11 protein-coding genes are annotated in these 12,425 nt (G+C 63.2%); 4 read left to right on the top strand and 7 right to left on the bottom strand.

Annotated features, from left to right (window positions below):
• The first annotated feature begins 2 nt into the window (after positions 1 to 2).
• Together ACQ4WL_RS14280 and ACQ4WL_RS14285 are read left to right on the top strand one after the other, a co-directional pair.
• Positions 3 to 1,079: a sensor histidine kinase gene (locus ACQ4WL_RS14280; RefSeq protein ID WP_436510348.1), complete on the top strand. Its 1,077-nt coding sequence runs from the start codon at positions 3 to 5 to the stop codon at positions 1,077 to 1,079.
• Between the two features lie 11 nt (positions 1,080 to 1,090).
• Positions 1,091 to 1,819, top strand: a complete 729-nt coding sequence (locus ACQ4WL_RS14285; RefSeq protein WP_436510419.1) for a LytR/AlgR family response regulator transcription factor — start codon at positions 1,091 to 1,093, stop codon at positions 1,817 to 1,819.
• On the opposite strand, the gene ACQ4WL_RS14290 is transcribed toward ACQ4WL_RS14285, so the two are convergent.
• The 3 genes from ACQ4WL_RS14290 to ACQ4WL_RS14300 all read right to left on the bottom strand — a co-directional run bounded on the left by ACQ4WL_RS14290 (position 1,805) and on the right by ACQ4WL_RS14300 (position 6,521).
• The gene (locus ACQ4WL_RS14290; protein ID WP_436510349.1) at positions 1,805 to 4,069 is read right to left on the bottom strand and encodes an ATP-dependent DNA helicase; all 2,265 of its coding nucleotides are present in this window, start codon (positions 4,067 to 4,069) and stop codon (positions 1,805 to 1,807) included. The genes ACQ4WL_RS14285 and ACQ4WL_RS14290 overlap by 15 nt on opposite strands.
• A complete protein-coding gene (locus ACQ4WL_RS14295) occupies positions 4,066 to 5,718 on the bottom strand; it encodes a VRR-NUC domain-containing protein (protein ID WP_436510350.1) in 1,653 nt (550 codons plus the stop codon). The genes ACQ4WL_RS14290 and ACQ4WL_RS14295 overlap by 4 nt, the downstream gene beginning before the upstream one ends.
• A 98-nt stretch (positions 5,719 to 5,816) precedes the next feature.
• Positions 5,817 to 6,521 carry an SMI1/KNR4 family protein gene (locus tag ACQ4WL_RS14300; RefSeq protein ID WP_436510351.1) on the bottom strand — a complete coding sequence of 235 codons (705 nt, stop codon included), beginning with the start codon at positions 6,519 to 6,521 and terminating at the stop codon, positions 5,817 to 5,819.
• Between the two features lie 160 nt (positions 6,522 to 6,681).
• Here ACQ4WL_RS14300 and ACQ4WL_RS14305 point away from each other — a divergent pair, with 160 nt between their 5' ends.
• A complete protein-coding gene (locus tag ACQ4WL_RS14305; RefSeq protein ID WP_436510352.1) occupies positions 6,682 to 7,899 on the top strand; it encodes an MFS transporter in 1,218 nt (405 codons plus the stop codon).
• Positions 7,896 to 8,519, top strand: a complete 624-nt coding sequence (locus ACQ4WL_RS14310; protein WP_436510353.1) for a helix-turn-helix transcriptional regulator — start codon at positions 7,896 to 7,898, stop codon at positions 8,517 to 8,519. Before ACQ4WL_RS14305 ends, ACQ4WL_RS14310 begins: the two co-directional genes overlap by 4 nt.
• Before the next feature lie 55 nt (positions 8,520 to 8,574).
• Here the strand turns inward: ACQ4WL_RS14310 and phaP are convergent, their stop codons facing one another.
• The 4 genes from phaP to ACQ4WL_RS14330 form a co-directional block, all read right to left on the bottom strand.
• On the bottom strand, positions 8,575 to 9,186 hold the full coding sequence (gene phaP, locus ACQ4WL_RS14315) for a TIGR01841 family phasin (protein WP_436510354.1): 612 nt from the start codon (positions 9,184 to 9,186) through the stop codon (positions 8,575 to 8,577).
• A 107-nt stretch (positions 9,187 to 9,293) separates the two neighbouring features.
• Positions 9,294 to 9,488, bottom strand: coding sequence for a hypothetical protein (locus tag ACQ4WL_RS14320; RefSeq protein ID WP_436510355.1), 195 nt, complete (start codon positions 9,486 to 9,488; stop codon positions 9,294 to 9,296).
• 47 nt (positions 9,489 to 9,535) lie between these two features.
• Positions 9,536 to 11,788, bottom strand: a complete 2,253-nt coding sequence (locus tag ACQ4WL_RS14325; RefSeq protein ID WP_436510356.1) for an ATP-binding protein — start codon at positions 11,786 to 11,788, stop codon at positions 9,536 to 9,538.
• 103 nt (positions 11,789 to 11,891) lie between these two features.
• Complete coding sequence (locus ACQ4WL_RS14330; RefSeq protein WP_436510357.1) at positions 11,892 to 12,317, bottom strand: winged helix-turn-helix transcriptional regulator; 426 nt, start codon at positions 12,315 to 12,317, stop codon at positions 11,892 to 11,894.
• Positions 12,318 to 12,425 lie beyond the last annotated feature (108 nt).

Raw genomic sequence — 12,425 nt, forward strand, 5'->3', positions numbered from 1 at the left:
GCATGTCGGGGCCCTTGTCGACGCGGCGCGGCGCCGTGGTGGTATTCCTGGTCTGCATCGCGCTGGGCCTGGCCCTGGCCTCCGTCCTGGCCAGGGTGGCCCACGCGCCCTGGCTCAATGCCGTCGTGCTGGTGGTGCCCGCCACGCTCGTGTATGCGATCGGTTCGGGTTTCTCCGCATTTTACCTGTGCCGCGCCTACCCCTTGCACGCCCGCCATCCGCTCGCCATTGCCGGGGTGATGGGTGTGGCCGCCCTGTTCGCGGGCTTGCTGTGGGCCACCTTGCTGCAATTTTTGAACAGCGTCAGCCTGTTGCTGGAGCTGCGCTGGCTGGGCGTGAACCTGACGCAGTCGCTGCTGGCCCTGTTCTTCGGCCTGGGCGTGCTGCTGTATTGCCTGGCTGCCGCCGTGCATTATCTGTTGCTGGAATTCGTGCGCGCCAGGATGGCCGAGCAGCGGGGCCTGGAAGCGCAGCTGATGGCGCAGGAAGCGCAACTGCGCATGCTGCGCACGCAGATCGATCCGCATTTCCTGTTCAACAGCCTGAACTCCATCAGCGCCTTGACGTCCATCAATGCGGCGGGTGCGCGCCAGATGACGGTGCAACTGGCCAGTTTTTTCCGCCAGAGCCTGAGCCTGGAAGCGCACCAGCACATCACTGTGCAAGAGGAACTGGTGCTGATCCGCCATTTTCTCGCCATCGAACAAGTGCGTTTTGGCGAACGCCTGCAAGTGGATGAGAGTATCGACGCGGCCGCGCTGGCGTGTCTGCTGCCGCCCATGCTGATACAGCCGCTGGTGGAAAATGCCGTCAAACATGGTATCTGCGGCTTGACGGAGGGCGGCATGATCGCCATCGAGGCCCGGCGCGCGGGCAGCCTGCTGCAGATCGCCGTGCGCAATCCGGTGGATGCGGATCAAGCGCCTGCGCGCGGCAATGGCGTGGGCCTGGAGAATGTACGCCAGCGCCTGGCCGGCGCCTATGGCCACCAGGCCAGCGTGCACTGGGGCCGGCGCGATGGCCATTTCGAGGTGATGATTTCCATGCCGGCGCAGACCAGCGACACGGAGGAAGCATGATGCAGGCAAGAATGCGGGTCGTCATCGTCGACGATGAATTGCTGGCGCGCAGCGTGCTGCGCGAATACCTGGCGCGCCATGACGATATCGACATCGTGGCCGAGTGCGCCAACGGCTTCGAAGCCGTCAAGGCCATCGCGGACCTGGAACCGGAACTGGTGTTTCTCGACATCCAGATGCCGCGCCTCGATGGTTTTGAAGTGGCCGAACTGATCGGCGCGAAGACAAAGCTGATCTTTGTCACGGCCTACGACCAGTACGCCTTGAAAGCGTTCGAATGCCATGCCCTGGACTATCTGCTGAAACCGTTCAGCGAACAGCGCTTCGAGCAGGCGCTGGCCCATGCGCGCGCCAACCGCAGCACGCCCGACACTGTGCAAACGCTGGCAGGCGAAGCGGCCACGCGCGCCGCGCCCCTGGACCGCGTGCTGATACGCGATGGCGCCAAGGTCCACGTGATCGCCAGCGCCCGCATCGATTACATCGAGGCGCAGGACGATTACATCAGCATCCGTTCCGAGGGCAAGTCCTACCTGAAAAACCAGACCCTGGCGGAGCTGGAAGCCCAGCTCGATCCCGCCAAGTTCCTGCGCGTGCACAGGTCGTATCTGCTCAATATCGACGGCATCCGCCGCATCGAGGCAGCCACCAAGGACAGCCACGTGGCCATCTTGCGCGATGACACGAGGATACCCGTGAGCAAGGCGGGGTATCAAAAGCTGAAGTTACTGGTTGGCTAGCTGCACATCCCACCAGGTGGGCAAGAGCTGGCGGATTTCCGGGCGCGAAAAACGGTCGTCGATCAGATACACGACGCCCTTGTCCGACTGCGTGCGGATGACGCGACCGGCGGCCTGCACCACCTTCTGCATGCCCGGATACAAATAGGTGTAGTCGTAGCCGGCGCCGAAGATATCGCCCATGCGTTGGCGGATTTGCTCGTTGACGGGATTGATCTGCGGCAAACCCAAGGTGGCGATGAAGGCGCCGATCAGGCGCGCGCCCGGCAAGTCGATGCCTTCGCCAAAGGCGCCACCGAGCACGGCAAAGCCGATGCCGCGCGTGTCCAGGCCGAAGCGGCCCAGGAATTGCGCGCGGGCACTATCGTCCATGCGGCGCGGTTGCTGCCAGATTGGTACGTCCGGATAATGCTGGGCAAACAGGGTCGCCGTCTTTTCCATGTAATCAAAACTGCTGAAAAAGGCCAGGTAGTTACCCGGCGTTTCTGCGTATTGGCGCGCCATCAGCTGGGCGATGGGCAGCAGCGAGGCGGCGCGGTGCTGGTAGCGCGTGGAAATGGTGTCGGCCACGCGTACGGACAATTGCTCCGCCTGGAACGGCGATTCCACGTCGACCCAGGCCGTGTCGGCCGGCATGCCCAGGGTGTCGCTGTAGTAATTCCACGGACTCAGGGTGGCGGAAAACAGGGCCGTGCTGTGGCTGGCCGCGAAGCGCTCTTTCAAAAAAGGGGCCGGGATGATGTTGCGGATGCAGACGGTGGAGCCAGTTTCCGTTTTACTGACGTCGAACAGCGAATGCGTGCCGAAGCTTTCCGCCAGGCGGTTGATCAGCAGCACGTCGAAATAAAAGCGCTGCAAGTCCTCGTCCAGTGCGGCAGCATGCTCGGCCAGGTAGTCGCCGAAGGCCGTCGCCACGCCTTGCAGGGCGCCAAAGAACTTGTCCGGCAAGGCGGGATGCACGTGATAGTCGCCGTCCTGTTCCTTCAGCAGGGCTGTCCACTGGCGCGCGAGGCGGTCCAGCGGCTTCTTCAGTCCCTCGGGCGCGAACTTGCGCAGCGTTTTCAGGTCGATCTGCGCCAGTTCGGCCGAATACATGCTGCGCGCGCGCGACACCATATTGTGCGCTTCGTCGACCAGCACATTGACCTTCCAGTCGTGGGCCAGGGTCATGCCGTACAGCATGGCGCTGAGGTCGAAGTAATAATTGTAGTCACCGATGACGACGTCGCTCCAGCGCGCCAGCTCCATGCCCAGGTAATACGGACAGATACCCTGCTGCAAGGCGATGGCGCGCACGGCTTCCTTGTCCAGGATCAAGCCGCTGGCCAGCGCCACTTCGCGCGCCAGCGGCAAGCGATCATAGAAGCCGCGCGCCAGCGGACACGATTCACCGTGACAGGCCTTGTCAGGATGTTCGCAGGCACTGGTCTTGGCGCTCAGTTCCAGCACGCGCAGGGGCAGCAGCGGGGCGCTATCCTTGAGGATGGCGCAGGCGTCGAGCGCCATTTGCCGCCCCGGCACCTTGGCGGCGAGGAAAAACAGTTTATCGAGGCCATGCGCGGCCGTCGCCTTCAACATGGGAAACAGGCTGCCCACCGTCTTGCCGATGCCTGTTGGCGCCTGCGCCAGCAAGCCGCAGCCACGGCTGCTGGCCTTGTACATGGCTTCTGCCAGCTGGCGCTGGCCCGGGCGAAAGTCGGCATGGGGAAAGACCATGGCCGTGAGTTGCGCGTCGCGGCTGGCGCGGTGCGCCATTTCTTGCTCGGCCCAGTCGAGGAAGAGGGCGCAATGCTGCTCGAAGAACAAGCGCAGCGCCTCGTCCGTGCATTCCTCATGCATCACCGTTTCTTTCTGGCTCACGATGTCGAAATACACGAGCGCCACGCGCAGCATGGGCAAGTTCAGTTGCTGGCACAGTAAATGGCCGTAGATGCGCGCCTGCGCCCAATGCAGCTGGCGGTGGTTGGCGGGCATGGCATCCAGGTCGCCCCGGTACGTCTTGATTTCTTCCAGCTGGCGCCGCGCGGGGTCGTAGCCATCGGCGCGGCCCCGCACATGCAGTGGCCCGAAGTCGCCGGAAAGCCTGATTTCGCGCTGGTAATCGTCGTCGCGCCGGCCGGTGACAGTGGCGTGGCCGGCCATGCCTTCCTGCGCCGTGGGCGAGGGCGTAAAACGCAAGTCCAGGTCGCCTATCTTGGCTGTGAATTCGCACAGGGCGCGCACGGCGATCGTGTACCTCCTGGCGCTCATGTGGCCACCTGCCATTGCAGGTAGCACACGCTGACAGGCATGGCATGCTCGGCGCAATATGCGATCCAGCGCAGCTGGTTGTCTTGCAGGCGGTCGCCCGGACCCTTGACTTCGATCATGCGGTAGCGCTGTTCGGCCGGCCAGAACTGGATCAGGTCGGGCAAGCCGCTGCGATTGCTTTTGATATCGAGCAAGATGCGCTCGAACGCCTTTTTCAGGTGGGCAGCCGGGATGCAAGTCAGCGCCAGGTGCAGCAAGCCACCGTCGAGCACATCCCAGCTGACGAAAGGCGAGACGATGCCGTGCTTGGCGGCATGCGTGGCATGGATGGCGGCCTGATAGCTGCCGTCGTCCAGCTGCGCCAGGCAGGCGGCGAAGTCCGTGCTGCGGCGCTGGTAAAAATCGGCGCTATGCAAGTCAGCCGGGCCACGGTGGAACGGGTGGAAGAAGGCGCCCGGCATGGCCTTGAAGATGGCGGGCCAGCATAGCAGGCCGAACAGCGAGTTGATCAGGGTGTTTTCCACGTAATACACGGGTGCGTCGTCCTGCATCAGGTGTTGCTGCACCACGCTTTCCACGTAGTACGCTTGTTCAGGATACGGTAGCAGCAGGTCGATGCGCTCGACGCTGGCCGCCGCGTTGGCCGCCTGTTTCGCATGGCCCAGCTTGCGCCGCAAACGGGGTGCCATGCGCAGCAGCAATTGCTGTTCCGCTTCGCTTTCCGGCGCGGCCAGCGCGATCATCAGGCGTTCGTAGGCCGCTTGTGGCTGCTCATCTTTTTCCAGCACGCGGATGGCGCGGCCCCGCGCGCCCGGATAGCGGCAATCGGCGTAGGCGCGATAGGCGGCGGTCCAGTCCTGGCATTTCTCCAGATGCTGGGCGATCTGGAAACGCAGCTTGTCGCGCCGGCTGGCCAGCCAGGTATTGTCCTCGGACAAGGGTAGCGCCGCCAGCTCCTGCAGCACCTCGTCTGCCGGCACGCTGTCGTTGTAGCGCTCGCGGCACTGGTGCAGCACTTCATAGTGCTCGATATCCTGGCGCGTGCGAAAGCCGCGCGATTGCGGCGAGAATTCCACTTTTTCGTATTGGTACACGCCGAGGTCGGACAGCACGAATTCCGACCAGTCCTGGTGATAGTTGCCAAAGTAAATCAGGCGCAGGCGGTCGCAAAGGGGTTGCAGGCCGATGCGGTACAGCACGTCGCTGGAGGTCGGATGCCATGCGGAAAACGGTTTCTCGTCCGCATGCTGTTCGCGCAAGGCGTCCAGTTGCTCGGCCTTGCGCGCCGTCTTCAGGGGCGCGGCGAGGTCGAAGGCCTGGGCGATTTCCCCTTTCAGCAGTTGCTCGAACAGTTCATCGAGCGAGATGACGGGATCGGCGACCACCCAGCCCGTGGCCAGCAAGGGCTGGGCGGCTGCGCGCGTGTCGCCGATTTCCGGGTAATTGAGCTTGCTGGCGCGAAATAGACAACCCTTGCGCATGACGAGGCGCACGAACAGGGCGCGCGACGGCTGCGGCAGTGCGCCGAATGCGGCGATGAACTGCGTTTCTTCAGCACTCAGCAGATCGGCGTAACGCGCGCTGATCCAGCTCAGCACATCCTGGAAATTATCCAGATAGTACAGGGGATTTTCCAGGACTCTCAACATGGGGGAAAGGGAAAAAGGACAAGTTGCAAGGTGATAGGTTGTACTGTGTTTATATACAGTTTAAACCTTCCGCCGCCGCTTGCCCAGCGATTTTATGTTCAGCCAGTCGTGCTGTAGGCAAAACAGCTGTCGAACTTTTCGTAGGGAATGAGTTCCTCGCGCAGGCTGGCCAGCTCGGTATCGGTCAGCAAACCCCGGTGCGCTTCTTTTCTGCCCTTCGGCAGTGTCACTTCGTAATTGATGATGTCCCTGGCCAGCAGCGCGGACAGGACTTGCGCCTGTTCCGGCGTCAGGTAGCGCGCATGCGTGCCCAGGGTTTTTTCCAGCTGGTCCCTGAAGTCCTCGTCACCGATCTCGTTGTACGTATCCTGGTCCGCCATGCTGTTCAATATCATGTGAAACATGAAATCTTGCAGGTTTCTCGCCAGGTACTGGGCTTCATTCTGGTCGTGCCACAGCAGCACGATGGGCATCTCGGCATCCTGCGCGCTTGCAGCAAAAAAGCAGTAGTGGTCGCCCGCGCCCGTTTGCGCGAACGGGATGAACTGGAAGGCGGGGGCTATCTGCCGATAATCGTCTGGATCGGCCAGTTCTTCCATGGCTGCCGCTACGGCCTTGACGCTCAGCAACTCGAAATCGTCGGCGTGCAGGAGCAGGGTGGGCCGGTTCTTCAATGTGGGATACACCAGCTTGTACCAGTCGGGGCCATATTCGCCCACGTCCAGCATGCCGTCGCGCTCCAGCTGGCGGTATAGCGAGGGGTAAGTAACGCCGTGTTGCTGTTCAATTTCTGACAGTGTCATGTGTGCCTTGTTAAACGTGATTCATGGGGCAATGATAGCCGAGGCGATGGCGTGCACGGTTAGTGCCATGGTAGCAATGATGGGTATAATTAATAAACATTTTAGTTTACTAATGTGGCGCGGTCACGTAGTCTTGCCAGACACTATCCATCGAGCCCGCATGAAAAATATCATCCTGATTTCCGCCGCCTGCCTGCTGGCGCTGCTGTCGACCATCGGTGCTTCCTTGCCGTACCCGATCCTGCCGCCCCTGTTTGCGGCCGAGGCGCCCAATGCCTTCAACAATTTTCTCGGCTTGCCGTCGAAACTGTTGTTCGGCCTGGCGCTGACCATCAACCCGCTGGGCTTGCTGATCGGCTCGGCTTTGCTGGGACCGCTGTCCGACCGCTATGGCCGCCGCCCCTTGCTGATGCGCACTGCCGTGGGTGCCGCCATCGGCCACGCCATCACGGCCTGGGCGCTGGTGATCCAATCCTATCCGCTGTTCATCGTCGCCCGTTTCATCACGGGTTTGCTGGAAGGAAACGGCGCCGTGGCACGCGCCATGCTGGCCGACCAGTTGACGGGACCGCTGCGCCTGCGCGCCATGTCCTGGCTGAACGGCGCGTTTTACCTGGGCTGGCTGGTGGGCCCCATCTTGGCGGGCGCGACCCTGCATTGGGGCGTGACGGTGCCGTTCTGGATCGCCGCCGCCGCCCTGATGCTCGTTGCCGTGCTGGTGACCGCCGGCTTGCCGCGCGAAACACCTTCGCTATTGACGACGTCGTGGTGGCAAGTGGCGCGCGACCGCCATTCGCTGAACCTGCTGCGCCATGCGGAGCTGCGTACCCTGTTCATCGTGCAACTGGCGCTGACCTGTGGCGTGGCCAGTTTTTACGAGTTTTATCCGCTGTGGCTGGTCGAGACGGCCAGTTACCGTGCGCAGGAGATTGCCTGGGTGAATGTGGGTTTGTGCGGCACGATGACCATCACGTCCTTGCTGGCGGGCGGTCCCAGCCGCCATGCGCCCTTGCTGCGCGCCAGCTGGTATGCCTGCGGCGTGGCGCTGGCCGTAGGGGTCTTGGCGTTAGGTAATATCTGGGTGGGCATTGCCGCCATCGTGCTGTTCGGCATTCCGAATGCGCTGTACAACACGGTGATACAGGGCTGGTGCGCCGAGCGCTTCAGCATGCACGGGCAGGGCGCAGTGATGGGCTTGTTGGCCACGACCTTTTGCATCGCCAACATCGTCGTGGCCCTGAGCGGCTCCGTGCTGACCCTGATCGACACGCGGCTGATTCTCGTTGCGGGTGCCGTGTCCGCCGCCTGGGCTGCCTGGCGCATGGCGGCCTGGCGCCGCCAGCTGGACGGCGCCGTTGATGCCAAGGCAGTGGCATGAACACGTCCGGGCAGACGCTGTTCCTGCTGAAGATGCGGGGGCCGCAGACGGCGCAGCAGTTGGCGGCCTTGCTCGATATCACCTCCATGGGCGCGCGGCGCCAGCTCGAGGCGGCGCAGGACAAGGGCCTGGTGGCGCACGAGGACGTGGCCGACAAGGTGGGGCGTCCGTCGCGGCGCTGGGCGCTGACGCGCGAGGGCCATGCGCGCTACCCCGACCGCCATGCCGACCTGACGCTGGAATTGATTACGCAAGTGAAAACCCTGTTCGGCGATGAAGGTCTCGATAAATTGATCGGCGCGCGCGAGCGCAGCAGCGAACTGGCCTACGGCAGGCTGGTCGACCCGCAGCTTGCGCTGGCGCAAAGAGTGGACAGTCTGGCGCGGGTGCGCGATGGCGAGGGCTACATGGCCCATGCCGAGCCGCAGGATGATGGCAGTGTCTTGCTCGTGGAAAACCATTGTCCGATTTGCGCGGCCGCCACGGCATGCCAGAATTTCTGCCGCTCGGAGCTGGCCATCTTTCAGCGGGTATTGGGGGACGATTGCACGGTGGAACGCAGCGAGTATCTGCTGGAGGGGGAAAGGCGCTGCGTGTATCGGATCATGCCGGTGAGGTGAGCCCATTCAAAGGCTGGGGTCAGACCCGGCGGGTCTGACCCCACATTGAGTCAACTTACTTCTTGGCAGCCTTCGGCTTGGCAGCCGGCGCCGCCTTTTCAGCCGCAGCTTGTGCGCCGGCCGTGGCTTTTTCCGTGGCCTGTGCCACTTGCGCGCTTGCCTTGGCAATTTGATCTTCCACGGTTTTCACGGCTTGCTTGGTGGCCTTGGTCACTTGCTCGTAGCCGAGGAAGGCATTGTCGATGGCGGCCTTGACGATGGCCACGGCGTTTTCCGAGCCTGGCGGCACGTTTTTCGTGACATCGTAGATCAGGGCGCTCAAATTGCTTTTCGCTTCGGCCACGTGGGCTTCTGCGGCCGTGGTGAATTCCGTGTGGATTTCCTTGATGATGTCGTCGAGTTGCTGTTTATACGCTTTTGCGCCGGCCACGCCCGGTTGCAGCTGGGCAGCAGCGGCGGCCATGGCGGCCTTCGGATCCTTGGCCTGGCTGATTTCCTTGCCGGCGGCAAGGCCATCCTCGATGCCGGACTTGGCGGTGGCCATGTTCAGTGCCAGCACCTGTTCCACGCCTTGCACGGCCTTGGAGGTCAGGGTGTTGAAGGTCATCAGCTGGAATTCAAACAGGGCCTTGGTGGCCGATGCGAATTGTTCGGGATTCGTAAACATGTGGTCTCCTCGGTTTGAATAGATACGTTCTTATCGTTCCATACTCTTTCGACGCCGCAATGCCATCGCTTGATCTCAAGCCGGTGCCCCGTGTGGTCATGGCCCCATTATTTAACAAGCGCCGGTTTTTCGCAACGGCTATCTTTGTACGGTCCCGAGGCCAGCTCCCAGCCAAATCCCAGGGTGGACTGGGCGCACGACAGGGTGCCGTCGATCTTGCTGCGCCACTGGTACCAAGGCGCCGGTCCGGCCGCTGCCCAGGCACAGGCGGCCAGCAGGGCCGTGGCGATCAGGTATTTCATAAGTGCTCCGAAAGAAAAGCCTGCGTGCATTGTAGCGCGCTTGCTGTTCAGGGCGCGGGCGATTGCGGCGCCGCAGCGGGCAGCTGCAGGGTGAAGGTGGTGCCGCTGCCGGCTCCGGTGCTGCTGGTGGCGTCGATATGGCCGCCCAGCACGCCCGTGACGATGTTGTGCGCCACGTGCAGGCCCAGGCCCGAACCGCCCGAACCGAGCTTGCTCGTGAAGAAGGGGTCGTAGACATGTGCCAAGTCGTCGGCGGCGATGCCCACGCCCGTGTCGCTGATGGACAGGGTGATCGTCTGCCCGTCGTCGCTGCCGCGCGCGGTGATGGCGATACTCCCCCCGCTGCGGCCGTCGAAGGCATGGCGCAGGCAGTTTTCCAGCAGATTGCTCAGCACCTGGCCCAGCGGACCGGGGTAGCTGTCCATGGCCAGGTCGTCCGGCACGTCTTGCGTCAGGCTCAGGCCGGCGGCCTTGAGCGGCGTGCACATGGGCAGCATCAGTTCGGCGATGAACTGGCGCAGCAGGAAGTGGCGGCGTTGCGAGCTGGCGCGGTCGACGGCGATCTGCTTGAAGCTCGAGACCAGGTCGGCGGCGCGCTGCAGGTTGCGCAGCATGATGGCGTCAGCCTCGCTGGCCTGGGTCAGGTAGGCGCCCAGTTCGGAGCGGCGCAAGCCGTCGAGGAAGCTGGCCTGGATTTCGCGCGTGCGTTCGGCCATGGTGGTGGCTACCACCAGGCCGTTGCCGATCGGCGTATTGAGTTCATGCGCGATGCCGGCCACCAGCGCACCGAGCGCGGCCAGCTTGTCGCGGCGCACCAGTTCTTCCTGCGTGATGGACAGGTTTTCCAGCGCCGCGGCCAGTTCGCGGTTCGCCTGTTCGGACTGTTCCTTGGCTAGCGTCAGGGCGGCCGTGCGTTCGTCCACCAGCTCTTCCAGGTGGGCGCGGTGGCGCTGCAGCTCGCGTTCATGGCGCATGCGGCCGATGGCGATGCCGGCCAGGTCGGTGGCCGTGTCGATCAGCTCCAGGTCGCGCGCATCGGGCTGGCGCACTTCGCGGTAATACATGGCGAACGAACCGAGCACAGCGCCATCCTGGCCGAAGATGGGGCGCGACCAGCAGGCGCGCAAGCCGAACGGCGCCGCCAGCTCGCGGTAGGGCGCCCACAGGGGATCGCGCATGATGTCGCTGACTACTACCGGTTCGCGCAGGAACATGGCCGTGCCGCACGAACCCACGCCAGGGCCGATGGCCACGCCTTCGAGCAGGGCCATGTAGTCGGGCGGCAGGCTGGGACCGGCCGCGCTGTGCATGTGGACGCCGTCATCGTCGAGCAGCATGATGGAGCAGAGCACGCCGCGCGACTGGCCTTCGATCAGCAGCAGCAGCTGGTTCAGGGTGGGGATCAGGGGCGCCCCCTTGGCGACCATTTCCAGCAGGGTGCTCTGGCCCGCGCGCATGGCTTCGGCGAGATTGCGTTCGGTCAAGTCGATGATGCGCGCATGCACGAGCTGCCGGCCCGGCACGGATAAGCGCATCAAGCGGATTTCGCAGGCGATCGGGTGGCTGTCGCGGTGGCAGCAAGTGGCGCGGAAGACGACGATCTTGCCTTGCAAGGTATCGCGGATCTTTTCTTCCAGCAATGGCGGCGAAGCGCGGCCATCGTCCTGATGCCTGGGGAACAGCGGCTCCATGCCTCCTTGCAGCAGCTCGGCCAGCGGCATGCCGAACAATTCTTCGGCCAGGTGGTTGGCGTCGATCAGCAGGCGGTTGTCGATATCGAACAGCAGCACGGCGTCGGGCGAGCCGGCCAGGATGGAATGGTAATTAACTTCCAGCGTTTGCGGATGCAGGGGCCGCGGTGGCGTGGCGGGAATGGCGGAGGAGTGGGCGGCGGGCGCCTCGGCCTTGTGCAGCGCCAGTTCCATGAGGATTTTTTCCGCCACGTCGCGCGCATTGAAGGGCATCTTGATGTAGTCGCTGGCGCCTGCTCCCACGCTGCGGCCCTGTTCCTCGGCGCTGGGGGTGGCCGACATCAGCAGCAGCGGCACGCCATGGCGTCCGCCCGCATTACGCAGACGCATGCAGGTGGCGCCGATATTCGTTCCGGCCAGGGCCGCGTCGAGCAGGATCAGGTCCGTGCCGCCGGCCGCCAGTTCCACCCCTTCGTCGATATCACCCGCCAGCCCCGTGCCCAGGTTATGCCGGTCCAGCACATACAGCAGTTCGCGCACATCGTTAGGCGAATTGCTCACCAGTAGCACTTTGGCCCGGTCGGCGATGGAGGAAATCAACTGATTCATGGTGTCGCGCCCTTACGCGTATCGTGAGGCTAGTATTACATCAAGGCAAGTAGGAGTAAACGATAATTCTTGATGACCAAAAGCAATGCGCTTGCGTGCTGTTTTACGCTGCGGTTTGTGCGTACGGCAGCGCGAGTTCGGCGCGCGCCTGTTCGACGCGCGGGTAATTGTCTTCGATCCAGTCGACCAGCACGGCCAGGCGTTCGGCCGCTTCGCGTCCCAGCGGCGTGAGGCTGTATTCCACCTTGGGCGGTATCACCAGATACGCCTGGCGCAGCACGAAACCGTCGCCCGCCAGCGCTTCCAGGGTTTGCGCCAGCATTTTTTCGCTCACCCCGCCCACTTCGCGGCGCAGCTCGCTGAAGCGCCGCGTGCCGCTCAGCAGTAGTACCAGTACCAGCACGGCCCAGCGGCTGGTCAGGTGGCTGAGCACGGCGCGCGACGGGCAGGCGGCCACCAGCAGTTGCGCGCCCTGGTTTTGCCGGGCGAGAGCGGCGCGCAGGCTGGCGCCGGGAGTGTCTGTGGACATGATAGTTGGCCTTCAATTGTCGCTTCAATTAATACTTACCAAAAGGTACGTACTTACAATAAGTAAGTAATAGTCCTATTATAGGGTCTTACCACCCACCCTCCAAGG

The organism is Janthinobacterium kochi (assembly GCF_051380715.1).
Taxonomy (GTDB): domain Bacteria; phylum Pseudomonadota; class Gammaproteobacteria; order Burkholderiales; family Burkholderiaceae_D; genus Janthinobacterium.

Bases quoted from the DNA above. Each gene is read 5' to 3' on its own strand.
- phaP (WP_436510354.1), bottom strand. From the start codon at position 9,186: ATGTTTACGAATCCCGAACAATTCGCATCGGCCACCAAGGCCCTGTTT.
- ACQ4WL_RS14300 (WP_436510351.1), bottom strand. From the start codon at position 6,521: ATGACACTGTCAGAAATTGAACAGCAACACGGCGTTACTTACCCCTCG.
- ACQ4WL_RS14295 (WP_436510350.1), bottom strand. From the start codon at position 5,718: ATGTTGAGAGTCCTGGAAAATCCCCTGTACTATCTGGATAATTTCCAG.
- ACQ4WL_RS14310 (WP_436510353.1), top strand. From the start codon at position 7,896: ATGAACACGTCCGGGCAGACGCTGTTCCTGCTGAAGATGCGGGGGCCG.
- ACQ4WL_RS14285 (WP_436510419.1), top strand. From the start codon at position 1,091: ATGCGGGTCGTCATCGTCGACGATGAATTGCTGGCGCGCAGCGTGCTG.
- ACQ4WL_RS14305 (WP_436510352.1), top strand. From the start codon at position 6,682: ATGAAAAATATCATCCTGATTTCCGCCGCCTGCCTGCTGGCGCTGCTG.
- ACQ4WL_RS14320 (WP_436510355.1), bottom strand. From the start codon at position 9,488: ATGAAATACCTGATCGCCACGGCCCTGCTGGCCGCCTGTGCCTGGGCA.
- ACQ4WL_RS14280 (WP_436510348.1), top strand. From the start codon at position 3: ATGTCGGGGCCCTTGTCGACGCGGCGCGGCGCCGTGGTGGTATTCCTG.
- ACQ4WL_RS14330 (WP_436510357.1), bottom strand. From the start codon at position 12,317: ATGTCCACAGACACTCCCGGCGCCAGCCTGCGCGCCGCTCTCGCCCGG.
- ACQ4WL_RS14325 (WP_436510356.1), bottom strand. From the start codon at position 11,788: ATGAATCAGTTGATTTCCTCCATCGCCGACCGGGCCAAAGTGCTACTG.
- ACQ4WL_RS14290 (WP_436510349.1), bottom strand. From the start codon at position 4,069: ATGAGCGCCAGGAGGTACACGATCGCCGTGCGCGCCCTGTGCGAATTC.